The organism is Treponema sp. HNW (assembly GCF_050320395.1).
GTDB lineage: Bacteria > Spirochaetota > Spirochaetia > Treponematales > Treponemataceae > Treponema_C.
On the sequence record NZ_CP144459.1, the window covers coordinates 2,460,904 to 2,486,199 of the forward strand.

Consider the following 25,296-nt stretch of genomic DNA (forward strand, 5'->3'; position numbering starts at 1 on the left):
AGGAGGAGTATATGACAGCCAGAAAAAACAAGAAAGAGAAGGACGCAATCGATCAGATGCTCGATCGGATTGATTTCCACGGAATGACCAAGGATGAGCTTACCGGTCAGGACGGACTATTACGTCAAATTACAAAGCGCTTTTATGAGCGGGCGTTGCAGGCAGAGCTGGATGAGCACCTCGGCTATGCAAAGCATGACAATGCAGGGGACAACTCGGGCAACAGTAGAAACGGCTACACGGACAAGTCCGTAATCATGAACGACAACAGCACGGTAGAAATCGAGGTACCGCGCGACCGTAATAGCACATTCGAGCCGCTGATAATCCCTAAACACGACAGACGTGCCCCCTTGTTCAACGACCAGATTATCTCGATGTACTCATTCGGGATGAGCTGCCGCGACATACAACGGCACCTGCAGAATATCTATGGGGTGGAAGTTTCACCGGAATTAATTTCTCGAGTGACCGAATCAGTCATTGAGGATGTTCGCCAGTGGCGCAATCGCCCGCTTGAGAAGTCTTACCCGATACTTTTCCTCGATGCCTTACGAGTAAACTCAAGACAGGACGGCAAGAACGTCAACAAAGCCCTGTATGTTGCTCTGGCAATAAACTGGGAAGGCAAAAAAGAGGTTTTGGGGCTGTGGCTTGCTGACACGGAAGGAGCGAAGTTCTGGATGAGTGTGCTGACTGACATAAAGAACCGGGGTACAAATGACATTCTCATAGCCTGCATGGACGGGCTTACCGGGTTCCCCGACGCGCTCAGAGCAATTTTTCCGGACACTCACATCCAGCATTGCATAGTGCACATGATCCGAAGCTCGACGAAGTTTGTTTCTTACAAGGATTTGAAGCAAGTCTGCCGCGACTTGAAGGAAATCTACTGTGCAGTGAACGCAGACAGCGGACGTGAAGCGCTTGAAGATTTTGGAAAAAAATGGGACGGCAAGTACCCGATGATTTCGGCCTCATGGCAGCGTAACTGGAACGAGCTGACGGAGTTCTTCTCGTACCCGGACAGCATCCGCCGTGTCATCTACACGACAAATGCAATTGAGAGCCTGAACTTTTCCCTGCGCAAAGTCACGCGCAATAAATCAAGTTTTCCCGATGACGATTCGATATATAAGGTGATGTACCTTGCGATTAAGAATGCGAGCGCAAAGTGGACTATGCCGATTAAGGAATGGGGACCGGCGGTCAACCAGTTCGCTATCCTTTTTGAGGGACGCTTTCCACTTTGTTAGGAAATGCCATTTACACAGATTTTGTGACAGGCTCCTTTTTTTTGCCGATTTTCGCTTTCAGCTGCCGGAAACTCTTTTACGGCCGAGGATTCTTGTGCTACCGAGCGTTTTAATTCATCAAGCAATTCATCGATATTTCCGATACTCGCAATCGCCTTGGAAAAAGCCTGTTCTTCGTCCAGCCCGCCGGCAACCAGCTTGTCGTATTTGTCCGACACATTGTTTTCGATTTCTTCTTTTAATTCCATCGCTTCGCGCGTATTGGGCGCATTCCTGAAAATAAAGTTTACATATTCCGCTATTTTTTTGCTCATTTTATTCCTCCGATAATCGAATCGATTATTTTTTTTCCGTTTTCCCATTCTTCTTTTAGAAAGCCCAAAGCCGCCTTTCCCAAAGGGGTAATCGCATAATACTTTCTGCGCGCTCCGCTGGTTTCGTCTCCCCAATACGAGGTAATCGAACCCTGCTGTTCCAAGCGTTTAAAGGCGGTATAGAGAGTCGCTTCTTTTAATTCCAACAAGCCGCCGCTTCTGAGAACTATTTGATTGTTTAACTCGTAGCCGTAGTTATCGCCTTCGGCAAGCAGGGAAAGAATGATGGTTTCGGTATTGCCGCGCAATAAATCCGATGCAATAGACATGGCACCTCCGCTTCGACAGTATCATAGCACAAAGTACCTCGCCTGTCAATGTAATTCACAAAAATATGTATCTCAAAATATTTTTACATAAAATAACGTAATTATATTGACATTATAAATAAAAATACGCATAATTATAGATATGGAGGTTCGGCATGGCTCAAATAAATGTTAATATTCGTATGGATTCCGATGTAAAAAAAGAAGCGGAACAGCTTTTTGACAGTCTGGGAATGAATATGACAACGGCATTTAATATTTTTATCCGCCAATCATTAAGAATCGGCGGTATACCGTTTAAAATTATGAGTGATGACAGAGGCTTTTACAATAAATACAACCAAAGAAAACTCAGTGCCGCAGCCAAACGAATGAATGAAGGTAAATATGTGATACATGAAATAGAGGAAGACGCAAATGATTAAAGCCTGGGACGAAGAAGCTTGGGCAGATTATATTCATTGGCAAACGGAAGATAAAAGAACATTAAAAAGAATCAATCAACTGATCAAAGATATTGAGAGAAACGGTCATAGCGGTTTAGGAAAACCGGAACCGTTAAAAGGAAACTTATCGGGATTTTGGAGCCGTAGAATCGATGAACGAAATCGATTGGTTTATAGGATAGCAGGAGACGAAATCCAAATCATTCAGTGTAGAACTCACTACGGTGAAAAATAAATATTGCTTAATATTGTTTATAAAATTTCATGTTTGTGCAACAGACATATTTACAATAAAGCCCTACCGGCACCTTGATTATTATAAGTACAATTGTATATACTTTACACGGAGGAACCGATATGCTTGCAACAAAGGTATTTACAAGCGGCAACAGTCAAGCCGTCAGAATTCCGAAAGAATATCAACTGGATGAAACCGAGTTGTACATAAAAAAAATCGGCTCAACTATTATTCTATACCCGAAAACAAACCGCTGGTCCAATCTGGAGCGGAGTTTTACCGAGTTTTCCGATGATTTTATGCAGGACGGAAGAAACCAGCCCGGAATACAGATAAGAGAAGATTTTTAATGTATTTATTGGATACCAATATTTGTATTTTTCTTATCAAAAATAAATATCCCACCCTTAGAAAGCGCATTATACAGTGCAACCCCAATGAAGTGTTTTTATCATCGATCAGTGTTGCGGAAATGGAGTACGGAGCCGCAAAAAGTGCATATCGCGAAAAAAATGACAATCCATGAATTCGGAACGGAGCATAACGATACCATACTCATGTTTCACCCTCTGGGCGTATGGTGGGATATTTTTGAATACGTCATACCGACTCTTGAAAAAGAATATCATCTTGTAATTCCCGCAATGCCCGGTCTTGACCCCGACAGGCCGGAAAGCACGTACACAAGCGTCGAAGATATTGCTTCCGAAGCCGCAAAGCTGCTTATAGAGCGCGGGCAAAAACGCATTGCCTGCCTGTTCGGCTGTTCGATGGGCGGAGGCGTTGTCACCCGGATGCTTGCGGAACAAAAAATTGAAGCGGACTGCGCGGTTATTGACGGCGGCATCACACCCTATCAGCTGCCCAAACCGCTGACCTATCTTATCGGCGTTCGCGACTGGTGCATGCTTATGATAGGGAAACATGCAAGCCTTAAAGCACTGCGGAGGATGGTTGACCCCGAAAAATTCTCGGACGATGATGTCGCATATATTCGAAAAGTGTTTGCCTCGATGAGTTCAAAAACAATATGGCGCGCATTTTATTCGTGCAACAATTACTCTATGCCGCAACCCGTACCGCAGCCGCCCTGCCCCGTACAATACCGCTACGGCGAAGCGGAAAAAAAAGCACGTGCATGGGATATCGCCTATATTAAAAAGACCTTCCCTACAACCGAATTCGTCGAAGTTCCCGGCCAAGGCCATGGAGAATCCTTTACCCTCCACCCCGAACAATTTTGCAAAGACTTAAGCGGCTTTATTAAAAAGAGTAAGGGTGTAAAATAAGAGGGTAAGTAAACGTCCGAAACAGCGCCGCTTAGTTTAATGCGCAAATCATAAATTTTCTCTCAATAAATTTTAAAATTAATGTTAAATTTCTGAAAATATGCTATAGTATAGGGAGACGGAGGTATGAATGTCTTACGAAGTTTTGGAAAAACAAATCAGGGCTTTACCGGAAGCGGCATTGGAAGAAGTTTCCGTATATCTGAATAAAATCGAGAGCATTTATCAGTCTAAAAAATCCGTTGATTTTGCCTTTGTCGATAACATATTCGGTACTCTGTCGGATTCGGAAGCGGATGAACTGCGTTCCTGCTGCGGACTCAAATTCAGGGAACACACATGACCTACTTCCTTGATACAAATGTAATCATTGATTTATTGAACGGTCATTCAAGCGTACTTGCAACATTTAAAAACACATATACTTTCGAGTCCGTCTGAAAGATATCCGGCTTGTAAATTGGGTCGAATAACCAAGGAGATTCAGCTTTCAAAGCACAACACCCGTTCCGAATCTCCGATTTACGAGTTTTTTCCATCGGCGCTGCCGATAATAAAAAAAGCAGCGTGCAAATAAAACAACGGGAAGAGTCAACAGTCCCGCATCTATATCAATGCAGTCGGAATACAGGGCCTGTGCTTCTCCCGCCTCTTGAATCCGGATAAGATGATGCCATTTCGAAATCAGCTTGCTGTGTCCCCTGTCATGCACTGTCATATTCGCTGTATCAAGCTGAATGTTTATATATTGAGAGCCTAAAGGTACAAAACCTAAAAAATACATGTTCATTAAATACTGCCCGTCTTTCCACAGAGCACCGACTGTACAATCGCGCGGTACAAAGCGTACCAAGGGTTTTGCTACATAAAAGAAGTTTTCCGTCTTTTGAACTTCTTTAAACAACTTCCGTGCGGAACAATTAAATATGCTTTGAATATAAACTTTCATTTTCTCCCCTGCCTTATCGGTATTTCTCCGTATTTAATCCTAAAGTATCCTCTTACTGTTTACGGCTTTCCGATACTCCGCGTTCTTTACTTTTTTTCGATAATCCCCTAAACTACACGCTCACCCTTCTTTTTTTACCGTTTTCAACAATAATTGCTTCGGAATTATTGATAGCATCGATATTTAGATCAGGATACTCTTCAAGAATCTGCCGAGAACATTTTGTGAATGGCGGACACAGGTAATGAGGAACTACATAAAAATCAATCAAATTCAAACCCGAATAGTCTTTTTGAGAAAAATCTTCAGGCACTTTGTCCATCGGCATAATATATGAAAGTTCTTTCGCACAAATAATAGCACCGCCGGATTCTCCTACATAGAGCTTGCCGGCCGCTAAATGCTTTTGAATCAGTGTATCTACTCCCGTCCTTCTAATCCGGTCAATCAGAAAAAACGTATTTCCGCCGGTAAAGTAAATAATATCCGCGTTTTCAAAGGCTTTTCGAATATCATCCGGAGGAGCTGATGAGATTTCAACCTCTACAATTTTTGCATTCATTTTCTTCCACAATTTTCGCGCCGAACCGACATATCCTTTGTAACTTTCATGTATAGATGCAGTCGGTATAAAAACAACATTTTTTCCCGCCGCTTCATCTTTTAATACAGCTCCTACTTTTGCAAAATGAGAACACAAAAATAATCTCATACTATTTCTCCCTAAATCTCTAAGTCGATTTTCAATTTTACAATTTCATCTTTTCTTGACACTCGCTGCATTCTTTGTCATGAAGGGAAATAATACCCCCGCATTTAGGACAGGTGTATTTAGCTTTTTGCTCGTCCATAAAAACTTCTAAACCATACACTTCAACAAAACGGCTGTTTTCTATAAGACTTGTGTGATACCGCTTGGTATAGCTTTTTTCAAGACTCTTGATCAATCTGCATGGATATTGATTACATTCAAAACAATAAAAAAGGGCTTTTCCTTTAATACAATCTTTTATTTTACATTTTCGACAATGCTCCGGCTTTCCTTTATCGTTATTCAAACAACCGGCACAGGCTTTTTTATGATAACAATGTTTATAGCAAACTTTACAATTCATTCCGCAAGGAGCAAACATACTTATACCAATTTTTTCTTCAGGCATTTTCATAGTTATTCTCCCCTTTCGGCAAATTATTGATTTTTATCATATCACATTTGCCGAATTTTATCAGTTAATCACATTGTATATTCGTTTCTACGATTTGACAGAATGCGCATAAAATGCGTATACTGTTATTGTGAAGCGGAAAGACTTGATAAAGAAGCTTGAAGCAAAAGGATTCATTTTTTATCGACACGGCGGTAAGCATGACATATACAAACGCAGCTGTGATGAAGAACAGATACCGCGGCATACGGAAATAAACGAACTTTTGGCAAAAAAAATTATCAAGAAATGGACACTTTAATTCCGCTTTTTTCAAAAAAAGACATTTTCAAAGAGGGTTTTATGACTGTTGTATATCCTGCAATTTTTACGCAAACCGGTGATAAAAAAGACACATATCTGGTAAGTATCCCCGACTTGGATGGAGCAACGGAAGGACACGGACTTGCCGATGCAATCGGTATGGCTAAAGATTATGTAGGTAACGCATTGTACGACAAATCGGTACTGCCTGCCGCACGTGCACTCAAAGATATCGATGTGCAAAACAGTGAATTTGCACAAGCCGGACCTTCCTTTGTGTCTCTTATCGATGTTGATTTGGAAGCTTTTAGGAGAATGGAAAAAAGCCGCAATGTACGACGCAATATCACCCTCCCCGAATGGCTTGATGATATGGCAACGGCGGCAAAAATAAACGTTTCGGCAGTTACACAATCCGCTCTTAAAGAGCGATTGGGCGTATCGTCCTAAACTGAAGAATTCCGCCCTAAAATAACCACTTGCATAAAACCTATATATAGTATATTATTATAGCACCTTTATTCCCTGTTCAGCGGGAATAACTTTTTTGGAGAAGTTCATGACTGTCATCGGAATTATTTTACTGATTGCATTTGTTATCGTATGTATTTTGCTTGTAGGAATCGTCCTCATTCAAAGTGAAGCGGGAGACGGACTGGGCGGCTTGTTCGGCAATGCCAATTCCGCAGCCTTCGGTTCGCGTTCGCAAACGGTTATTACCAAAACCACCTATGTGCTTGTAACCATGTTTTTTATTACAAGCTTTGTTTTGGCCTTTTTGAACAAGACTCCGAGCGTAGGAGACTTGGAGGATGCAGCCCGTCAAACCCAAAGCACGGAAAAATCCGCCGAAGGCGGAGCATATTGGCTCGATAAAGACGATTCGGCAGGCGCTTTACCCGAACCCGCACAGGCAGCTCCGGTACAGGACGGTCAATAATGCTTTTAAGCAAGGTGTTTAACCCGAAGGCCGTAAACATCGACCTGCAAAGCGAAGATAAAGACGAAGTTTTTGAAGAACTGATTGAAGAGCTGGTAAACGTTAATCCGTCCCTTGACCGTGCGGCCGCCTTGGATGCCGTACGGGAGCGCGAATCGAAGATGAGTACCGGTATTATGAGCGGCATTGCGGTTCCCCACGGAAAAACAAGTGCCGTAAAAGATGTACGCGGTGCCGTCGGCATTTCACGTACCGGAATCGATTACGATGCCTTGGACGGAAAACCCGTTCATTTGGTATTTATGCTTTTATCTTCGCCGGAAAGTTCGGAACTCCACTTGCGCGTCTTAAAACGCCTTGCAAGAATTCTTCAAAACCCCAAATTCTACAACGCTCTTATGGAACAGACAAATCCCGAAGCGGTGTATGATTTAATCTGCAAATACGAAACGGATTTATAACAGCCTTATGAAAACGGATACACTCGGTCATTTAATAGAAATAGAATCAAAAGCGGCAGCTATGCTCATGGATGCCCAAACCGAAGCCGACCGACGGACTGCCGAAGTGCGCAGTCAAGCCGATGCCGACTACAAGGTTCAATACGAAAAGCTCGTAAACGAATTGGAATCTGAAACGGAACGGCATATCCGTACTCTCAAACAACAATACGATACGGCCTTTGATGCATATAAGGCGGAATTGGCCGCATGCGCTCAGGATGCATCCGCTTTTAACGGTTTACTGAAAAATTTACTCTGCGGGAATTGATATGGACGGCACGAGTGCGGCGGCTTATGTATATGCAAAAGCGTGCGGAATGCTTTCCAAATCCTTTATCGGAGAACGGACGAATAAACTTTTTGCAGCCCGCAGTTTAAGCGATTTATGGACTCTTTTGTTTAAAACCGAGGTTCCCCTCGTTCCGGAAGCTCTGCTTGCAAAGCAAATTGAAGAAAAAGCGGAACAAACATTTATCGACGATTTTATTGTCCTTTTGGACGCCTACGATAAACCCGACCCGGTTTTAATTCAATTATTGCGCTTTTACGATCACAACAATATAAAAGACATTGCGGCGGCTCTCTGCGAAGGCAAAACGGAAATGCCGGCTCTCTCAAACATAGGAAAGTATTCGGCATTAAATTGTAAGCTTTGGCCCGACCTTGCCGCAATTACAAAAGATTCGCCTATGGCATGGTACAACACGGTTCCCACATGGGAAACCCAGCATGAAATGGACCGCCGGCTCGACGTGCAATACATACGCGAACTGTGGGAAGCGGTGCATCTTGTACCTAAAAAAGAACGGCCGCCGGTTGAACGTATTATAGGCGAGTATATTGTTTTAGAAAATTGTATTTGGGCGATACGTCTTGCCGTGTATTACGGAATGGAAAAAGACGAGATTATAAGCCGCTTAGCGGGAGAAAACGACACTCCCGATAAAAACGACCGCCTTGCCGGTGAAGCGGTACGCATTTTGGACAAAGCAATCGACACTTGGCAGGATTGGGCCGATTGGAAGTATGCAGCTCTTATCAATTCGGGTGAAGAAGGTACCGTATGGGCCTTGGATCCGCGCCGCATTCAGCAGTCGGCAGGGGTATATTTAAACCGCAAAGCCCTTAGTTCGTTTCACCGGTATCCGTTTACGGCAAATGTGCTGGTAACATGGTTTAAAATAAAAGAACATGAGCTGAACTGTATACGCACGGCTGCCGAGGGTATGCGTTTAAATACCGAAGTTACGGCAATACGGTAAATATAAAAAAAGGGCGCTCGGCGCTCCGGAGGATGTATGGCAAAGACAACGGCAATGCGGCTTCTTGAGTTAATGGTTCTTAAAGAGGACATAAGCCGCGTTATTGAATATTTGGGAAAAAACGGTAACTTTGAATTTCAATCGGGAACTTCCGATGTTCCGAATACTATACAAAACACGGCTCAGGAGCTTTTTGAAAAGCTGCAATCGTTCCGCGCCTATCTTAATATAGAAGACCCCGAAGACTACGATGCTTCTTCGCGCCTTCCCGAACAGGAAGACATCAATTCGGCATTGCATATCAGCGAATCGGTTGAAGATTTACGCAGCCGCGAAATGGCCGTCATCGAATCGAAAAAACGGGTTGATGAAGCATATAAAGAAGCCCTAGCCTTTTCAAATTTAAAAGTACCCTATGCAGAACTGGAGCATCTTTCGTTTTTATCGCTGCGCATAGGGAAAATAGACCCTGCCGTTTTGGACGATCTTATATTCAATGTCGGTCAGCGCGCGGTTATTATGCCCCTGGGTGAAGATAAAACCCGCATTCTTGCCGCTTCTTCAAAAAAAGGCCGCTTTGCCCTTGATTCGGAACTGCGCCGCCACGGATTTGTCGCCCTCGAAATCCCCAAAGATTTTCAAGGTATTCCCGACGATGTTCTTGCAGGCATGAAAGAGCAAGCGGAAGAAGAAAAGACAAAGCTCAGCCTTTTGGAACAGGAACGTAAAAATTATGCGCAAACGCACAAGGCCGAAATAATCCGCCTCTTGCGCTGTTTTTCAATAGGTTCCCAAATACAAACCGTCCGGTCAAAACTGGAGTCCACCCAGCTTGTCTACCGGATTACCGGCTGGGTTCCCGCACCGATGAGTTCTTCCATTATGAAGGATTTGGACAATTTGACCGAGGGCCGCATCGCACTCAGACAGTACAATCCGAACGAAGTTCCTTCGGTAACATCGGGCCGCGAAAAGGTACCCGTCAAATTAACCCACGGTAAACTGGTCGGCAACTTTGAACGCCTTATTTTCAGTTACGGTGCGCCCCTATACGGCACCATAGACCCCACCCCCTTTGTCGCCTTCTTTTTTACGCTTTTATTCGGCATTATGTTCGGCGATGCGGGTCAAGGCTTGGTGTTTATCCTCATCGGTATTTTAATGGCAAAGGGAGTTATAAAAAAGTTTCCCGTTTCGCCGCAGTTTGCACCCATCTTTATAGCAATAGGCTGCAGCAGTACGGTAATGGGTATTTTAACGGGCGAATTTTTTGCCAACGGTGAGCTTTTAATTCCCGTCAGCCGCTTTATAACGGGCTTGTTCGGCGAACCGCACGACCATATCCTGCACCTTATGCCCTCGGCAAGCGCAATAGACAAACTCTTTATGTTTTTTCTGTTTACCATCGGAGTTGGTTTTATTATCAACTCAATCGGCTTGATTATCAATATCGCAAATAATTTTATGCTTGGGAAACGCGCTCATGCCTTATTCGGAAAAACCGGCTTGTCGGGAGCCCTCTTTTTTTGGTATGTCGTATCCATGGCCGTACGCATCGGAGCTTTCGGAAGCTCTCCGAAGATTTACGATTGGATTGTTATCGGCATTACGCTTTTCGGCGTCTTTTTCGCCCATCCCTTAGGCGCCATGGTTGAAGGACACCGTCCGATTTTCCCGAACGGTATCGGAAGCGCCTTTATCGAAGGTATCGTTGAGATTCTTGAAATTGTATCGAGTTATTTATCCAATTCGGTCAGCTTTTTGCGTGTCGGAGCCTTTGCCCTTGCACACGCGGTTTTGGGCTTTATCATTTTTACAATGACCGAACTTATAGGAGGAGCCGGAGGCCTTTTAGTGCAAATATTGGGAAATGCGGTAGTCATTGTCCTTGAAGGCATGATTGTCGCCATTCAGGTTATCCGATTGCAGTACTATGAGTTCTTTTCCAAATTTTTTACGGAAACCGGACGGGAATTTACGCCGTTCCGATTTAAATATAAATAAACATAGAGGAGTATCGTATGAATCGAAAATCAATTGCAATTGCGGCATTGATGCTTTTAACCGTAACGGTCTCGGTGTTTGCACAGGGTGCCGCCGATGCAAGTGCGGTAGTCGGAACGGCGAAATATATCGCCGCCGCCTTGGCCGTAGGTTTTGCCTGTATAGCCGGCGGTATGGCTGTAGGCAAAATCGGAGCAGCCGCTATGGGAGCTATGAGCGAAAACGCCGAACTTTCCGGTAAAGCCCTTCCTTTCGTCGGTTTGGCCGAAGGTATTTGTTTGTGGGGCTTCCTTGTAGCACTGCTTATTATCATTTTATAAGATTGTGAAATACTTTGTAATCGGTGAACGGGAATTGGTGCTTGCCTTCGCCCTTGTCGGGGTACAGGGCAGCGCCGTTGCCAACCGAAGTGAAGCTTTGGACTCTTTTTTCCGCGTTACGGGAAGGGGGACGGCCATTACCGGAGCCCCTGCGGCGGAAGAGCGTCCCAAGGTCTTGATTATCACCGAGCAGGTCGCGGATATGCTTGCCGATGAAGTGATTAACTGGCAGATGCGGGGAGATTATCCTCTTATTGTGGAAATACCGGGCATTCAGGGGCATCTTGCGGGACGAAAAACCATGACCGATGCCATCCGCGAAGCAATCGGTATTCATGTATAAAACAGGTAGGACATGCTATGGAAGAACTTCGTTCAACCGAAATTCTTGATAAAGAAATACTCGAGGATACCCGAAAAAAAGCGGAACGCATTTTAGTCAATTCGGAATCCGAATGCAAAAAAATACTGGCGGACGTTCAAAACCGCGTTGAAAGCATACGCAGAGAAAAAAAAGCGTTTTACGAGGAAAAAATTGCCGCCTTTGCAAAGGATATGGAAGCCGCATTACCGCTGGAAAAACAAAGATACCGCGTTTCTTTTGAGCAGGGAGCCGTAAACACCGCCATAAACACTTTTTTGGAAAAAATACCGGAAAGTGAAAAGCTCGATTTAATCCGTGCACTTTCGGAGCGCTATGCTCCGGCATTACAAGGGCACAGTGTTCGCATACAGGTATGCGGTTTTTCACTTGCCGATATGAAAAAAACGGCTGAAAAAACTTTAAGCGGTGTTAAAATCCTTGAATGTACGGAAATGAATCCTGAAACGGCAAGTTTTTTAAGAGCCGAATACGGCTGTGCCGACGGAATGCTTATAGAAACGGAAGATAAAACAAAAAAATGCCGTATTATAATCGGCGAACTGACAGCCGAAATACGCGATATGCACAGCGAAGAGCTTGCACATGCCCTGTTCGGCGGGAGATTGCCTGAATGATAGAAGGAAAGATAACCCGTATTTCGGGACCGATAGTATATGCCGAAGGCTTGGACGGCTGCGGTTTGTACGACGTTGTAGATGTCGGAGAAGCCAAACTTATAGGCGAAATTATCCGCTTGGAGCAGGGGAAAGCCACGATTCAAGTATATGAAGACGATACCGGTATGCACGTAGGCGAAAAAGTGGTATCGAATCAACGCCCTCTGTCGGTACGTTTGGGGCCGGGATTGGTCGGCACTATTTACGACGGAATACAGCGCCCCTTAAAGAGTATGTATGACGATGCGGGAGCTTTTTTGCTTCCCGGTTTGCGTACCGAACCGCTTGACTGTGAAAAAAAGTGGAAGTTTACCCCGATTTTAAAAGCGGATGATCCCATCGCACCCGGCATCGTACTGGGAGAAGTTCCCGAAACATCTTCGATAAAACATAAAATCATGGTGCCGCCTTATGTACGCGGGCGTTCTTTGGTAAAAATCGCCGAAGCCGGCTCCTATACGATAGAAGAAGTAATCGCCGAAACCGATTTGGGCGAAAAGATAACTTTGGCACAGTATTGGCCCGTGCGAAAGCCCCGCCCCTATGCGCAAAAAATGACCGTCAGCCAGCCCCTCGTTACCGGGCAGCGCGTTATAGACGTGTTTTTCCCCCTTTCCAAAGGCGGAACGGCGGCTATTCCCGGCGGGTTCGGAACCGGTAAAACGATGACCCAGCACGCCGTTGCAAAATGGTGCGATGCGGACTTAATCGTATACATCGGCTGCGGCGAGCGCGGAAACGAAATGACCGACGTTTTAACCGAGTTTCCCTCGCTTATAGACCCGCGTACCGGACGTTCCCTTATGGAACGCACGATTTTAATTGCAAACACATCGAATATGCCCGTTGCCGCCCGCGAAGTATCGCTCTATTCGGGCATAACCTTAGCCGAATATTACCGCGACATGGGTATGGCGGTCGCCATTATGGCCGACTCCACCAGCCGCTGGGCGGAAGCCTTGCGCGAATTGTCCGGCCGTATGGAAGAAATGCCGGCCGAAGAAGGCTTTCCCGCCTATCTTCCCACCCGCCTTGCCGAATTTTACGAGAGGGCCGGCCGCGTTTCTTCTTTGTGCGGAAAAGAAGGCTCGGTTTCGATTATCGGAGCGGTATCTCCTCCCGGAGGAGACTTTTCCGAGCCGGTTACCCAGCACACAAAGCGCTTTATACGCTGCTTTTGGGCACTCGACCGCGAATTGGCAAACGCCCGCCACTACCCGGCTATCGGCTGGATAGATTCCTATTCCGAATACGCCGAAGAAGTAAAAGAATGGTGGGATAAACTCGACCCGCGCTGGGCGTCAATCCGCCTCGAAGCCTTGGACTTGTTAAAGCGCGAGCAGCGCCTTGAGCAGATAGTCCGCCTTATCGGGCCGGACGCCCTGCCCGATACCGACCGCTTGGTTTTGGTTGTTGCCGAAATGATTAAAAACGGCTTTTTACAGCAAAACGCCTTCGATGAAATCGATGTATACTCGGTACCGGAAAAACAGATTTTAATTTTACAGCTTATGATGAGTTTTTATAAAAAATCCTTGGCGGTTATACGGCAGGGAGCCCCGCTGATGAAGCTGACAGGGCTTGCAGTACGAGAAGAATTGGTTCGTATAAAAACATCGATTGCAAACGATAAGATCGGAGAAATCGCCGCGATTGCAAAACGCATGGACGACGAGTTTGCTTCGGTTGAGCGCTTATACAGGAAGGTTGAAACGGTATGAGAGGAATGGAGCACAGGGGTATCGTATCCGTAGACGGCCCCGTTATTATCGTAAAGCGCAGCGAAAACAGTTTTTACGGCGAAATAGTTGCCGTTCGCGACCGTTTTGCCGAAAAAAGAATCGGACGGGTTATAGACTTATCCGAAGAATACGCGGTTGTACAGATTTTCGGTTCCACATCGGGCATCGATTTGAACGAATCGACAACCGAGTTTTTGGATACGCCGATGGAATTGCGCGTCGGCGAGGGCTTACTCGGCCGCGTATTTAACGGTTTGGGAGAACCCGCGGACGGCTACCCCGAAATCGTATCGTCGAAAAAGGTAAACGTAAACGGCTATCCTATAAACCCCTACGCGCGCGTCTATCCGAAAGACTTTATCCAAACCGGTATTTCGTCCATAGACGGCATGAACACCCTTATCCGCGGCCAAAAACTGCCGATTTTTTCGGGCGACGGTTTGCCGCACAACCGTTTGGCGGCGCAAATCGTACGCCAGGCAAAGATATTGAGCGCGGACGAAGACTTTGTTATGGTTTTCGGCGGTATGGGTATTAAATACGACATAGCGCGCTTTTTCATTAACACATTTGAAGAGTCCGGCGTTTTATCGAAGGTTGTTATGTTCCAATCGCTTGCCGACTCCCCGTCGATTGAGCGCATTATTACGCCGCGCTGCGCTTTAACCGCCGCCGAATACCTTGCATACGAAAAGGGAATGCACGTATTGGTTGTGTTGACCGATATGACCAACTACTGCGAAGCCCTGCGTGAAATATCGACTACACGCGGCGAAGTTCCCGGCCGTAAAGGATATCCGGGCTACCTGTATTCGGACTTGGCCGAATTGTACGAGCGCGCGGGAAAAATCAAGGGCTCGAAGGGTTCAATCACCCAAATCCCGATTTTAACCATGCCCAACGACGATATTTCCCACCCCATACCCGACCTTACCGGTTACATTACCGAAGGACAAATCGTATTGGACCGCGAATTATCGCAAAAGGGTATGTATCCGCCGGTGGCGGGCTTACCGAGCCTTTCGCGCCTTATGAAAGACGGTATCGGAAAAGGCATGACGCGCGAAGACCACAAGGACGTTTCAAGCCAGCTGTTTGCGGCCTATTCAAAGGTAAAAAGCATCCGAAACCTTGCCGCCATTATCGGTGAAGAAGAACTTTCGCCTGCGGACAAGCAGTATTTGCGCTTCGGCGAGCGTTTGGAAAAAGAGTTTTTAACCCAGGGCGAATACGAAAACCGCACGATAGAGGAAACCTTAACCATAGGCTGGAATATTTTGCGCGAACTGCCGAAAGAGGACTTGTACCGCATCAATCCCGACTTTATTAAAAAGTACATGGAAGAGCAATGACAAAACTCAATATGGCGCCCACAAAGTCGAATCTTCTCAAAGTAAAAGAGCAGTTAAGCATATCCATGGACGGTTATGAATTGCTTGAACAAAAGCGTGAAATTCTGGTTATGGAACTTATGCATATGGTTGAACAAATCAAACTGCTGGAACGGGAAATCGACAAACTGATAGCCTCCGCCTACCCTGCTTTAAAAAGTATGCTTATGACCGTAGGCGGCGACCGGGTGGAGCGCATAGCACACGCGGTAAGTTACGATTTTAATATCACCGAAAAATCCGTTGTAAAGGCCGGAATGACCTTTTCAACCATCGATATGGAATTGCCCAAACGGCAGTTGTTTTATTCGTTTATGGACTCCTTTGCCGACACCGACAAGGTTATGGCCGACTTTTTCGATTTTTTGAAATTGCTTACGCAAATGGCGTCAATCAGAACCATCGTATGGCGTCTTGCCATGGAAGTAAAAAAAACGCAGCGAAGGGTAAACGCCTTGGATAAAATGATTATCCCGCAGGCTAAAAACACAAAAAAATACATAGAAAGCGTCCTTGAAGAGAGGGAACGCGAAAACGTATTTGTACTTAAATCCTTAAAAGGTAAAAAAGGAGGTGCCGGAACATGATAAAGCCCATTTTTCAGAAGGTTTTAATTTTGATAAACGGATCCGAATCATCAATCCATGCCGCCCAATACGGCATACTTATGGCAAAACTGTATCACTGTACTCTAAAAGCCGTATATGTAGTAGACACCGCAACCTTAAAGCAGCTTACATTGAGTAAATTCTTTGTAGCCGAAGAAAGTTCCGAATACGAAGCAAGCCTAACGGCCGACGGAAACCGCTATTTAACCTATGTAAGCGATTTGGCAACCGCGAAGGGTATTAAAATGGAAACCGAATTGCTGCACGGCGGTATTTGGTCCGAAACGATACGCGCAGCCGACGAATTCGAAGCCAATCTTATTTTACTCGGAGGCGTTGAAAAAAACTCTTCCGACGACGATACGCTGCGTGAATCGCATAAACTGATTTTGGAAAACGCGGTGTGTTCGGTTTTAAGTGTAAACGAACCGCAGATAGAGCAGCTGTATAAGCTGGTATAAGACGGACGGAAACCATGAATATACTGTTATTGCATTTTTTATCCGTGCAAAATCAAAAACACGCGGCTGTTTTAAAAAAGCTTGAACAAACCGTAAGCGCAGACGGGCACCGGGTAACCCTGTGCGGAGAAAAAGATTCCGTAAATCTGCACATGGGTATGTTTGAATATATTGCGGTTATAGTGCCGGCTTCTCCTTTGTTCGGTGCAAAACTGCCCGAAAAGCTGCCGGAAATACTTTCGACACACGGTTCGGTGAGCGGCAAAAAAGGCTGCGTGTTGGTTGTAAAATCGGGCCTTTCTTCAGGCAAAATGTGCCGTATTACCATGCACGCCTTGGAAAAAGAGGGGATGGTGGTGGATTATTTCGACATTATCGAAAGCGCCGACCATGCCGCTTATACGGGTAAAAAAATAGGTTGACCCCTCAAGCATTTACCGATTATTATGCGGTTTTGGGCATCACTCCCGATGCGGGTACGGCGGAAATCAAACACGCATACCGTACCAAGGCAAAAAAGCTGCATCCGGACCTTTCCGGGAAAGATGCCGAGCAGTTCCGCCTTTTAAACAAAGCGTATAAGGCCGTTTCCGACATACGGCGTAAATCTTTTTTTGATGCAAGCTTTGATGTCCGGTATGCCGGTTTCGGTTACACAAAGCCCGAACCGTCCTTCGACTATCGCATATGGCTTTCACAGCGGCATGATGAAGAAAGCCGCGCTAAACTTATATTTTGGGATTTACTGCACGGAAGAGAAGACGATGCGGTTAATTTATTTAAAACAGTTAATCGGGAAACACCCGATTTCAAAATGTCCGCGTGGTTTACGCGCGAAGACTTTATGGATTACGGCTTTATTTTAGCCGAAGAACTGGTGTTCCGTGCCGATTTTTACGATGCGGCGCTTTTATTGGAGCAAATCATCCTTATGGAACAAAGGCGCCCCTATTTTAAACACTTTTTTCCGGAAGTAACCGCTTTGGCGCGTAAAATCCTGCTTTTTCATACCGACGGAGTTATTCATGCCGAACTGGCATTGGATTTGTGGGAACGGGCCCTTGAATGGGGTTTTCCGAAAAAAGATGAAGCCGCATTTTTAATGAAAATGGCGGCTGCATATGAAAAATTAAAAGACAGACCGGCAGCTTCGGCCTGCCTTAATGAAGCGAGGCGCATACATGCTTCATTAAAAATTCCGGCAAAACTGAAACATCTTGTGTAGATAAAGGAAGAATAATGATACGCTTAAAAAACGAAACGCAAATAAACGGGATTCGGGAATCGTGCAAACTCCTTGCGCGGCTTTTTGAAGAACTCCTGCCTAAAATCAAAGAAGGTATGAGTACCAAGGCTATAGACGATATTTGCGTCGATTTTATAAAAAAGCACGGGGGAACTCCCGCATGGTACCGCGAAGATTTCCCCGGAGCCGCCTGTATTTCCGTAAACGATGAGGTTATTCACGGTATTCCGTCCAAAAAGCGGATTTTAGAGGAAGGGGATATCGTTTCCATAGATATCGGTATCGACTACAAGGGTTATATAAGCGATGCATGCCGTACCGTCGGTATCGGAAAGGTAAGTAAAGAAGCTCAGCGTCTGATGGATATAACCGAGCAGTGTTTTAACGCCGGAGCCGCCGCCTGCATAGCGGGCAACCGCATACACGATATCGGTAAAGCCGTATTCGGTATAGCCGACAAAGCCGGTTACGGCGTTGTGTACGAATACTGCGGCCACGGCGTGGGCTTGGACGTACACGAAGACCCGTCCATACCGAATATCCCCAAGTGCGGCCCCAATCCGCGTATTCAGGCGGGTATGGTACTCGCAGTAGAACCGATGATTAACCTCGGCACCGCCGACACCGAAGTTGCCGAAGACGGCTGGACGGTGCTCACGGCGGACGGGAAACTTTCATCGCACTATGAAAATACTCTTGCTGTCTTCTCGGACCACACCGAAATTCTGACGATTTTACCCTGATAACTGCCGGACGGCAGCAATCGAAAAAAAAATTACAAAAAACTGTAACGCTGTGCCTCAAAAAGTATTATATTTAAGTTGATACGTTATTCGGATTATGAATTCCGTCTATGAATTTTAAAGGAAGGTGTAAAACTATGAATATGAAAACAAAACGAATTATGTTTATCGGAGTAGGCGCCCTGGCAGGTACCCTGCTTTTTTTAGGTCTTATGTCCTTTTCACGCGGAGAAAAACCGGGAGTAAAGCCCGTATTTGCGGACAGCAGTCCGGCCGTCCGGCTTCCCGAAGGCGCTTTGGCGGTTGCCGAAGCTTTACAGGACGCCTTCCGCTCGGTATCCGATGCGGTGCTTCCGGCCGTAGTTGAAATAGATGTGGTTGAAACCAAAACAATAGAATCAAGCCCCTTTGACTCCCTGCCCTTTTTCTTTTTCGGAACGCCGAGGCAGGAAGAACGCAAGCGCGAATTTTCGCAGCAGGGCTTGGGTTCGGGCGTTATCGTACGCCGTACCGGCAGTACCTATTACGTATTGACAAACCACCATGTTGCCGGAAGTGCAACCGAAATATCGGTAAAACTCTACGACGGACGCGAATTCAAGGGTAAACTTGTCGGCACCGACGAGCGTAAGGACATAGCCCTTGTTTCATTCGAATCGAAGGAAAACATCACGGTTGCCAAACCTGCGGATTCCGACAAGGTGCGTACCGGCGACATTGTAATCGCTATGGGAACCCCGCTGGGCTATTTTGCATCGGTTACACAGGGTATTGTAAGCGCAACGGGACGCTCGGGCAACGGCATACGCAATATAAGCGACTTTATTCAAACCGACGCCGCCATCAATCAGGGAAACTCCGGAGGCCCCCTCGTAAATATTTACGGCGAAGTTATCGGAATCAACACATGGATTGCCTCGCAGTCGGGCGGCTCTCAGGGCTTGGGCTTTGCCATTCCGGTCAATAATGTCAAAAAAGCTATAGACGATTTTATTTCCAAGGGCAAGGTTTCTTACGGCTGGATGGGTGTATCCCTTGTCGAAATACGGGATGAATACCTTAAAGCCCTGTCGGTCGGCGGAAAAAAAGGCGCCTTTGTTTCGCAGATTTTTCTCGATTCCCCGGCCGCAAAATCGGGTATACAGGCAGGCGACTACATCACCGCTTTAAACGGTAAGGCCCTCGCGAGTGTAGACCAGCTTGTGCGCGAAGTGGGAGATTTGCGTGCAGGCGAAAACGCGGACTTTGAACTTATCCGCGGCGGAAAACCGATTAAGGTTACGGTTAAAATAGAAGCACGCAACGAAAAGGTTTCTTCGGACAACGCTAAACTCTGGCCCGGCTTTATCGCCGTTCCCTTGAGCGACGATACACGTAAAGAACTTAAAATAGAAGATAAAAAGGTTCAGGGTGTCGTTGTAACGAACATTCAGCCCAAATCGCCCGCAGCCGCCCTGCGCCTACAGTCGGGCGACATTATTACCGCCGTAAACGATAAAAAGGTTTCAAACCTTGCCGAATTCTACGGTGCACTGAACACCCAAAGCAATAAATCGATTTGGTTTGAAGTATACAGCGACGGACACTTTATCTCGACGGGAAAGTATAAGTTCTAAAGATTAGGGGGAGAGAGACACCTTTTATTTAGAGTAAAAGGGTTCCCTTCTCCCCATGCCCCTCTTTCTTTCCAAAAGCCCATTAGATAAAGCTTTATTCTTCGAGTTGATAATAAATAAACGATTTTTACCGGTGAGCGGTAACGACTACTCCTATCAAAAAAGTACAGGGATATTTAAACGCAGAGAAGGCAGGAAAAATCGGATCGAGCAGAGTCGGTTCAATTCGGGTTTTGCTCTTCTATAAGCGCAATAAGATTTTTACGCTTTCGTTTCCACAGATGCGTAATGATAAACTGTTCGGCTTTTACGGGATTTTTTTCGCGTATAAGGGCAATGATTTTTTCGTGCTCCCGGTGAGTAAGTTTTTGTTCGCTCGGCGTCATCGGTGAAAAGAAAACGTGACGCGAAGAACGGAAACGCATTTTATCGTACGTTTCGGTAAGCATGGTATTCCCCGCCAGCTGTACCAAAGAACGATGAAACCTAAAATGAATCTCACCGAAGGCCACGGCATCAAAATCTTTGCGTTCAAGTAAATCGGCCATAAGTGAAAGGCACTCTTCCGGTTCCGACGGTTCTTCACCGCGTTCTATTACCAAACGTATAGCCAAGGCTTCCAAAAAGGTACGAACTTCCAAAATTTCCTTAACTTCCCCGAGAGACTGAGACCGCACATAGGTACCCGACTTCGGTAAAATCGTTAACAGACCGTCCTGTTCGAGGTGTTTAAATGATTCACGGACGGGCATGCGCGATACGTGAAATTCTTTTGCAAGCTTGTTTTCGGATAATTTTAATCCGCCGGTATATTCACCGGTTAAGATACGGCGCCTGAGCTCAATATACAACTGTTCAACACTTATATTTAAATCCGACATACAAAAACCTTTTCAAGGTATATCCGAAACAAACCGATAAGTCAAACAAAATAAAATTCGGGCCGCATGCCGGAACACGGCGCGGTATACTCAATAAAATCGGTATCGCAGCTGCATTTTATAATTCTCCCGCAATGTGAAGAATCACCCCTTCAGAGCTCCTGCAGTAATACCCTGTGTAAAATATTTTTGAAAAATCAAAAACAGTGCTATCATCGGTAAGGAAGCAATCAAAGCTCCGGCCATCAACACGCCGTAATCCGCGCCGAATTCCTGAGTAAGACTCGCAAGACCCAAGGGCAGGGTAAGGCGGGCTCGGCTGTTCAAAAATACCAGCTGAGAAAAATAATCGTTCCACGCCTGAATAAAGGTAAAAATCGCCAAAGCCGCAATTCCCGGCTTTACCAAGGGTACGACGATATTCGCAAAAGTGGCAAACTCGCCGTAGCCGTCGATTTTCGCCGCATCGATAAGCTCGGCCGGTATTGTCCGGCTGAATTGTCTTATCAAAAAAACACCGAAGGGCCAGCCGGCTGCGGGCAAAACACAGGCTGCAAGGGTGTCGTGAAATCCCCACGAAGAAATCAGTTGGACCAGGGGAATCAGGATAACCTGCTTGGGAAGAGCCATAGCCGCAATAAAAATCCAAAAAATCGTGTTTGCACCGATAAAATTCTTTTTTGCCAGTACATATCCTGCGGATGACGCGGCGGCGCATACGAGTATCATTGTCGAAATTGAAACAACAAACGAGTTGATTATCCAGCGTCCTGCAGGCTGTTCAAACAAGCGGACAAAATTGATGAGAGTCGGGGTACGAGGAAACCATTGCGGCGGAAAGCTGACCGCAACAAGCTGTTCTTTAAAAGCTCCGGTTAAAATCCAATAAAAGGGAAAGATAAAAAGCAGAGTTACACAAATTAAAACCGTATACGTAATCGGATTTACCGCAATAAACCGTTTTCGGTTATGCAATTGTACCATATATAAAAACTCCCGAATCCCTAGCAGGATGTATCGCGACCTAAAAACGCATATTGGAGGATTGAAATCGATGCGATACAAAGGCCCAATATAATTCCCATTGCCGACGAATAACCGAATTGATAGAGAGTAAACGAACGTTCATATACAAGATACATAATAGTCGAAGTGGCAAAGTTCGGTCCGCCTGCGGTTAAAAGCTGAATCAACGAAAAACATTGGAATGAATTGATGGTCGAAATAATCAAAATATAAAGGGTGGTCGGAAGCAGAGCCGGCCATTTTATAAAAGTAAAAATCTGCCAATCGGAGGCTCCGTCCATCTCGGCCGCTTCTATCATACTCAAAGGAATATTCTCCAAAGCGGCGGTATATAAAACAACGGGCTGACCTACCGATGCGGTTAATAAAACCGCGCTCACGGCAGCGAGGGCGTAGCGCTCATCCCCCAAATATGCAATAGGCTCTTTAATTATACCGACAAATTCCGAAACATAGTTTAAAATACCGTAGAGCGGGTGATAAATCCATCCCCATACAACGGTAATACTGACGATTGAGGATACGGCCGGAAGATAAAAAACGCCCCGAAAAAACGAGCGCACCGCCGGCTTTTTTGTATAAATATTTGCGGCAACAAAAATCGAAAAAAGCAAAATAAGGGGAACCGTACCGGCAACGAGCATAAATGTATTTGCAAGCGATTTAAGAAAAATCGGATCCCGAAAAAGCCGTACATAATTACCGAATCCTATAAAGGTGAATTTACGCAGTCCGTAATCGAAAAAACTGACGTAAATGCCCCGAAAAATCGGAAATAAAACAAAGATTAAAAAAAAGCTCAGCGCAGGCAGCAAAAAGAGATAGGATACCGCCGTTTCACGCTTGAGCCGGGGACTTATTCTTATCATTTTTCCACCGCATTTGAACGCTGTACAAAAATATCCAGCGTTTTTTGTGCGTCCCGGCCGTTTAAAACAGCCTGCATGGCGGGAAACCAATAGGTGCGCATTTCCGAAAAGCCTGCAACGGTATTATAATAGTCACCGAAAAACCGGGCGGCACGGGCGTTCCATTTTTGCTCATCGCTATCGAGCTCGATAGTAATTTTATCGCTTACCGGAAACAGGCCGGTAGCGGCGATAAGCTTGGGCGCCCATTCAGGATCCCCAGCGATAAAGCTTGCCAGCTTTTTGCCCGCGGCAATTTTCGCCGGATCGCCGTTATCGAAGATACAGGGGCCTCCTACGATAAACTCAAGTACGGGGTTTCCGGCATCGTTCGGAAAGGGCATAAAAATCGAAGTAAATTTTTTACCGTTATAGTTGATTTTTGCATCGTTGATTTTTTCCAACTGCAAAGAATATAAAATAGTGCCGGCCGCATTTGACGCACAGTACATATCGATTGCATCCCCTGCCTGTAAAGCCGCTCCGTTCATCAATAAACCTTCTTTCACCGCTTTTTGCAGCCACTGTACGTTTTTAACCGCATTCTGACCGTTAAAAACATACCGTGTACGATCCTCATTCATTAAGGGTGCGTTTCCGTGCAAATTGACCATAAAGGCGCGGGTCCCCTGGTCTCCGCTTTGAGACTTTGCATAAAAGACGGCGGGCACCTTACCGGGAGGCAATTTAGCCTTTATAGCACGCAGAAGGTCTTCATACTGCTTTAAAGTCCATGTGCGGTCGGCCGTTTTATAGGGAAGCATATCGATAAGTCCCAAATCTTCAAGCATTTCTTTGTTGAAAGCCATCGTAAAACCGCCCGTATGCACCGGATACATGTAGTATGCACCGTCGGCTCCTTTGGATGCCGCAAGAGGGGCCGAAGCAAGGTGAGCCTTTTCAGGCGCAATAATATCATCGAGAGGAGCAAGAAGACCGTCATTTCCCCAAGCGATAATACGTCCGGGGGCATCGTAGGTAAAATCGGGAGCCGTATTCGAGGCAATGGCAGTCGTGATTTTAGCCGGACCGTCCTGAAAAGAAATCATTTCAAGCTTAACCTTAATATCGGGATTTTTCAGTTCAAAGGCGGCAATTAAATTACGCTCAAAAGAACCGTCTCCGTCAAAATTGGGAAACTCCCACCAAGTGAGAATTACCGGGCCGTCCGCAGCCGAAGAGATATGCTTACCGCCCTTTTTTCTCACCGGTATGCAGGAGGTAAAAACAATCAGGGCTGCAATAACCGCACTTATTGAAATCCTCACACTTTTTTTCATATTCTCCCCCATAAAAACGTGTTCCATAAGCGTGTGTTTCTGTATCCTAGGCTCAAGGTTCAGTTTTGTCAAGCAAAAATATAAATCTTGACTTAAGGCTTTCTTTAAGGTACAATTTATATCGATATTTACCCACGCAGAGTAATATAAAGTCACGAAGGCTTTTCTTTAAATTGCCGGAAAACGGACGAACGGCGATTTAAAACCCGAAATTATTTTATCGAATCTCATACGGGAATGTACCCGAATTTATATTAGGATGCATATGGGCTTATTGAAAGTAAAAAACGTATATTTTAAATATAAAAAAGATATACTGCACGACATTAATTTTGACATCGAAAAAGGAAGCTTTACCGCCCTCTTGGGTATAAACGGAGCGGGAAAATCGACCCTGTTAAAAAACATCAACCGAATTTTACAGCCGTATAAGGGCTGCGTTTTGGTTGAAGGCATCGACACGCACAAGCTTTCAAAAAACGACATTGCAAAAAAAATCTCTTATACGGCCCAGTCCAATGCGGCATCAAAAATGACCGTGTACGACAGCATTTTAATCGGCCGAAAACCCTATATAAAACTGCACGCAACCGAACACGACCATAAAATCGTATGCGAAATTATCGAGTATTTGCGCTTATCCGATTACGCCCTGCGCTACACAAACGAGTTAAGCGGAGGCGAGTTTCAAAAGGTTGTCGTGGCACGCGCCCTTGCGCAAGAGCCCGCCCTTCTTTTGCTGGACGAGCCTACGAGCAGCCTCGACCTTAAAAATCAGCTTGACGTTATGGATATTGTAAAAAGGTACTGCACCGAAAAAGGCATTGCAACTATTGTATCGATTCACGATATAAATCTTTCGCTTCGCTATGCGGATAAATTCATTTTGTTAAAAGACGCTTCGGTGTTCGCCTGCGGAGGAGCCGAAGTGATAACCGCAGATCATATGCGCGAAGTGTATTCGGTGGAAGTGGAGCTGCACACGATTGCGGGAAAACCCTTTGTCGTTCCGCTGCGGCAAATACGGGAATAGG

34 protein-coding genes are annotated in these 25,296 nt (G+C 45.5%); 25 read left to right on the forward strand and 9 right to left on the reverse strand.

Annotated features, from left to right (window positions below; all coding sequences use genetic code 11):
* Positions 1-56 precede the first annotated feature (56 nt).
* Positions 57-1,256 (forward strand): IS256 family transposase, encoded by a 1,200-nt coding sequence (locus V1L52_RS11605; RefSeq protein ID WP_428771794.1) that lies wholly within the window; start codon positions 57-59, stop codon positions 1,254-1,256.
* Here the strand turns inward: V1L52_RS11605 and V1L52_RS11610 are convergent.
* Complete coding sequence (locus V1L52_RS11610) at positions 1,253-1,570, reverse strand: permease prefix domain 1-containing protein (protein WP_428769844.1); 318 nt, start codon at positions 1,568-1,570, stop codon at positions 1,253-1,255. The genes V1L52_RS11605 and V1L52_RS11610 overlap by 4 nt on opposite strands.
* The gene (locus V1L52_RS11615) at positions 1,567-1,899 is read right to left on the reverse strand and encodes a PadR family transcriptional regulator (RefSeq protein WP_428769846.1); all 333 of its coding nucleotides are present in this window, start codon (positions 1,897-1,899) and stop codon (positions 1,567-1,569) included. Before V1L52_RS11615 ends, V1L52_RS11610 begins: the two co-directional genes overlap by 4 nt.
* 155 nt (positions 1,900-2,054) lie before the next feature.
* Here V1L52_RS11615 and V1L52_RS11620 point away from each other — a divergent pair, with 155 nt between their 5' ends.
* The 5 genes from V1L52_RS11620 to V1L52_RS11640 all read left to right on the forward strand — a co-directional run bounded on the left by V1L52_RS11620 (position 2,055) and on the right by V1L52_RS11640 (position 4,215).
* Positions 2,055-2,324, forward strand: coding sequence for a type II toxin-antitoxin system RelB/DinJ family antitoxin (locus tag V1L52_RS11620; RefSeq protein ID WP_428769848.1), 270 nt, complete (start codon positions 2,055-2,057; stop codon positions 2,322-2,324).
* Positions 2,317-2,580 (forward strand): Txe/YoeB family addiction module toxin, encoded by a 264-nt coding sequence (locus V1L52_RS11625; RefSeq protein ID WP_428769850.1) that lies wholly within the window; start codon positions 2,317-2,319, stop codon positions 2,578-2,580. Before V1L52_RS11620 ends, V1L52_RS11625 begins: the two co-directional genes overlap by 8 nt.
* A gap of 122 nt (positions 2,581-2,702) precedes the next feature.
* On the forward strand, positions 2,703-2,933 hold the full coding sequence (gene vapB / locus V1L52_RS11630; RefSeq protein ID WP_428769852.1) for a type II toxin-antitoxin system antitoxin VapB: 231 nt from the start codon (positions 2,703-2,705) through the stop codon (positions 2,931-2,933).
* A 144-nt stretch (positions 2,934-3,077) separates the two neighbouring features.
* The gene (locus tag V1L52_RS11635; protein ID WP_428769854.1) at positions 3,078-3,872 is read left to right on the forward strand and encodes an alpha/beta fold hydrolase; all 795 of its coding nucleotides are present in this window, start codon (positions 3,078-3,080) and stop codon (positions 3,870-3,872) included.
* 130 nt (positions 3,873-4,002) lie between these two features.
* On the forward strand, positions 4,003-4,215 hold the full coding sequence (locus V1L52_RS11640) for a hypothetical protein (RefSeq protein ID WP_428769856.1): 213 nt from the start codon (positions 4,003-4,005) through the stop codon (positions 4,213-4,215).
* 147 nt (positions 4,216-4,362) lie between these two features.
* Here V1L52_RS11640 and V1L52_RS11645 read toward each other — a convergent pair whose 3' ends face one another.
* From V1L52_RS11645 to V1L52_RS11655, 3 genes are all read right to left on the reverse strand, one after another.
* Positions 4,363-4,821, reverse strand: coding sequence for a hypothetical protein (locus V1L52_RS11645; RefSeq protein ID WP_428769857.1), 459 nt, complete (start codon positions 4,819-4,821; stop codon positions 4,363-4,365).
* Positions 4,822-4,933: 112 nt separating this feature from the next.
* The gene (locus tag V1L52_RS11650; RefSeq protein WP_428769859.1) at positions 4,934-5,533 is read right to left on the reverse strand and encodes a Type 1 glutamine amidotransferase-like domain-containing protein; all 600 of its coding nucleotides are present in this window, start codon (positions 5,531-5,533) and stop codon (positions 4,934-4,936) included.
* Positions 5,534-5,570: 37 nt separating this feature from the next.
* On the reverse strand, positions 5,571-5,987 hold the full coding sequence (locus tag V1L52_RS11655; protein WP_428769861.1) for a DUF3795 domain-containing protein: 417 nt from the start codon (positions 5,985-5,987) through the stop codon (positions 5,571-5,573).
* A gap of 130 nt (positions 5,988-6,117) precedes the next feature.
* Between V1L52_RS11655 and V1L52_RS11660 the strand changes: the two genes are divergently transcribed.
* The 18 genes from V1L52_RS11660 (at position 6,118) to V1L52_RS11745 (ending at position 20,167) form a co-directional block, all read left to right on the forward strand.
* Entirely contained in the window at positions 6,118-6,288 is a 171-nt protein-coding gene (locus V1L52_RS11660; RefSeq protein WP_428769863.1) for a type II toxin-antitoxin system HicA family toxin, read from the forward strand.
* Between the two features lie 41 nt (positions 6,289-6,329).
* Entirely contained in the window at positions 6,330-6,740 is a 411-nt protein-coding gene (locus tag V1L52_RS11665; protein ID WP_428769865.1) for a type II toxin-antitoxin system HicB family antitoxin, read from the forward strand.
* A gap of 109 nt (positions 6,741-6,849) precedes the next feature.
* Positions 6,850-7,230 (forward strand): preprotein translocase subunit SecG, encoded by a 381-nt coding sequence (secG, locus tag V1L52_RS11670; protein WP_428769867.1) that lies wholly within the window; start codon positions 6,850-6,852, stop codon positions 7,228-7,230.
* Complete coding sequence (locus V1L52_RS11675) at positions 7,230-7,691, forward strand: PTS sugar transporter subunit IIA (RefSeq protein ID WP_428769869.1); 462 nt, start codon at positions 7,230-7,232, stop codon at positions 7,689-7,691. The genes secG and V1L52_RS11675 overlap by 1 nt, the downstream gene beginning before the upstream one ends.
* A 7-nt stretch (positions 7,692-7,698) precedes the next feature.
* Positions 7,699-8,001 carry a hypothetical protein gene (locus V1L52_RS11680; protein WP_428769871.1) on the forward strand — a complete coding sequence of 101 codons (303 nt, stop codon included), beginning with the start codon at positions 7,699-7,701 and terminating at the stop codon, positions 7,999-8,001.
* Between the two features lies 1 nt (position 8,002).
* Entirely contained in the window at positions 8,003-8,995 is a 993-nt protein-coding gene (locus tag V1L52_RS11685) for a V0D/AC39 family V-type ATPase subunit (RefSeq protein WP_428769873.1), read from the forward strand.
* Positions 8,996-9,031: 36 nt separating this feature from the next.
* A complete protein-coding gene (locus tag V1L52_RS11690; RefSeq protein WP_428769875.1) occupies positions 9,032-10,999 on the forward strand; it encodes a V-type ATP synthase subunit I in 1,968 nt (655 codons plus the stop codon).
* A gap of 17 nt (positions 11,000-11,016) precedes the next feature.
* Positions 11,017-11,319: an ATP synthase subunit C gene (locus V1L52_RS11695; protein WP_428769877.1), complete on the forward strand. Its 303-nt coding sequence runs from the start codon at positions 11,017-11,019 to the stop codon at positions 11,317-11,319.
* A gap of 4 nt (positions 11,320-11,323) precedes the next feature.
* On the forward strand, positions 11,324-11,662 hold the full coding sequence (locus V1L52_RS11700) for a V-type ATP synthase subunit F (protein ID WP_428769878.1): 339 nt from the start codon (positions 11,324-11,326) through the stop codon (positions 11,660-11,662).
* A 17-nt stretch (positions 11,663-11,679) separates the two neighbouring features.
* Complete coding sequence (locus V1L52_RS11705) at positions 11,680-12,318, forward strand: hypothetical protein (protein ID WP_428769880.1); 639 nt, start codon at positions 11,680-11,682, stop codon at positions 12,316-12,318.
* A complete protein-coding gene (locus tag V1L52_RS11710; RefSeq protein WP_428769882.1) occupies positions 12,315-14,081 on the forward strand; it encodes a V-type ATP synthase subunit A in 1,767 nt (588 codons plus the stop codon). The genes V1L52_RS11705 and V1L52_RS11710 overlap by 4 nt, the downstream gene beginning before the upstream one ends.
* Positions 14,078-15,454 carry a V-type ATP synthase subunit B gene (locus tag V1L52_RS11715; protein WP_428769884.1) on the forward strand — a complete coding sequence of 459 codons (1,377 nt, stop codon included), beginning with the start codon at positions 14,078-14,080 and terminating at the stop codon, positions 15,452-15,454. Before V1L52_RS11710 ends, V1L52_RS11715 begins: the two co-directional genes overlap by 4 nt.
* A complete protein-coding gene (locus V1L52_RS11720; protein WP_428769886.1) occupies positions 15,451-16,080 on the forward strand; it encodes a V-type ATP synthase subunit D in 630 nt (209 codons plus the stop codon). Before V1L52_RS11715 ends, V1L52_RS11720 begins: the two co-directional genes overlap by 4 nt.
* Entirely contained in the window at positions 16,077-16,562 is a 486-nt protein-coding gene (locus V1L52_RS11725; RefSeq protein WP_428769888.1) for a universal stress protein, read from the forward strand. Before V1L52_RS11720 ends, V1L52_RS11725 begins: the two co-directional genes overlap by 4 nt.
* Before the next feature lie 14 nt (positions 16,563-16,576).
* Entirely contained in the window at positions 16,577-16,984 is a 408-nt protein-coding gene (locus tag V1L52_RS11730) for a hypothetical protein (protein WP_428769890.1), read from the forward strand.
* Positions 16,981-17,787, forward strand: a complete 807-nt coding sequence (locus V1L52_RS11735) for a J domain-containing protein (protein ID WP_428769892.1) — start codon at positions 16,981-16,983, stop codon at positions 17,785-17,787. The genes V1L52_RS11730 and V1L52_RS11735 overlap by 4 nt, the downstream gene beginning before the upstream one ends.
* A gap of 14 nt (positions 17,788-17,801) precedes the next feature.
* A complete protein-coding gene (map, locus tag V1L52_RS11740; RefSeq protein WP_428769894.1) occupies positions 17,802-18,551 on the forward strand; it encodes a type I methionyl aminopeptidase in 750 nt (249 codons plus the stop codon).
* 137 nt (positions 18,552-18,688) lie between these two features.
* Positions 18,689-20,167: a DegQ family serine endoprotease gene (locus tag V1L52_RS11745; RefSeq protein WP_428769896.1), complete on the forward strand. Its 1,479-nt coding sequence runs from the start codon at positions 18,689-18,691 to the stop codon at positions 20,165-20,167.
* Positions 20,168-20,388: 221 nt separating this feature from the next.
* On the opposite strand, the gene V1L52_RS11750 is transcribed toward V1L52_RS11745, so the two are convergent.
* From V1L52_RS11750 to V1L52_RS11765, 4 genes are all read right to left on the reverse strand, one after another.
* Complete coding sequence (locus V1L52_RS11750; protein WP_428769898.1) at positions 20,389-21,048, reverse strand: GntR family transcriptional regulator; 660 nt, start codon at positions 21,046-21,048, stop codon at positions 20,389-20,391.
* A 144-nt stretch (positions 21,049-21,192) separates the two neighbouring features.
* Positions 21,193-22,032: a carbohydrate ABC transporter permease gene (locus V1L52_RS11755; protein WP_428769900.1), complete on the reverse strand. Its 840-nt coding sequence runs from the start codon at positions 22,030-22,032 to the stop codon at positions 21,193-21,195.
* A gap of 20 nt (positions 22,033-22,052) precedes the next feature.
* Positions 22,053-22,943: a carbohydrate ABC transporter permease gene (locus V1L52_RS11760; RefSeq protein ID WP_428769902.1), complete on the reverse strand. Its 891-nt coding sequence runs from the start codon at positions 22,941-22,943 to the stop codon at positions 22,053-22,055.
* Complete coding sequence (locus tag V1L52_RS11765; protein ID WP_428769904.1) at positions 22,940-24,262, reverse strand: ABC transporter substrate-binding protein; 1,323 nt, start codon at positions 24,260-24,262, stop codon at positions 22,940-22,942. Before V1L52_RS11765 ends, V1L52_RS11760 begins: the two co-directional genes overlap by 4 nt.
* Before the next feature lie 265 nt (positions 24,263-24,527).
* Here V1L52_RS11765 and V1L52_RS11770 point away from each other — a divergent pair, with 265 nt between their 5' ends.
* On the forward strand, positions 24,528-25,295 hold the full coding sequence (locus tag V1L52_RS11770) for an ABC transporter ATP-binding protein (RefSeq protein ID WP_428769906.1): 768 nt from the start codon (positions 24,528-24,530) through the stop codon (positions 25,293-25,295).
* The last annotated feature ends 1 nt before the right edge of the window (position 25,296 follow it).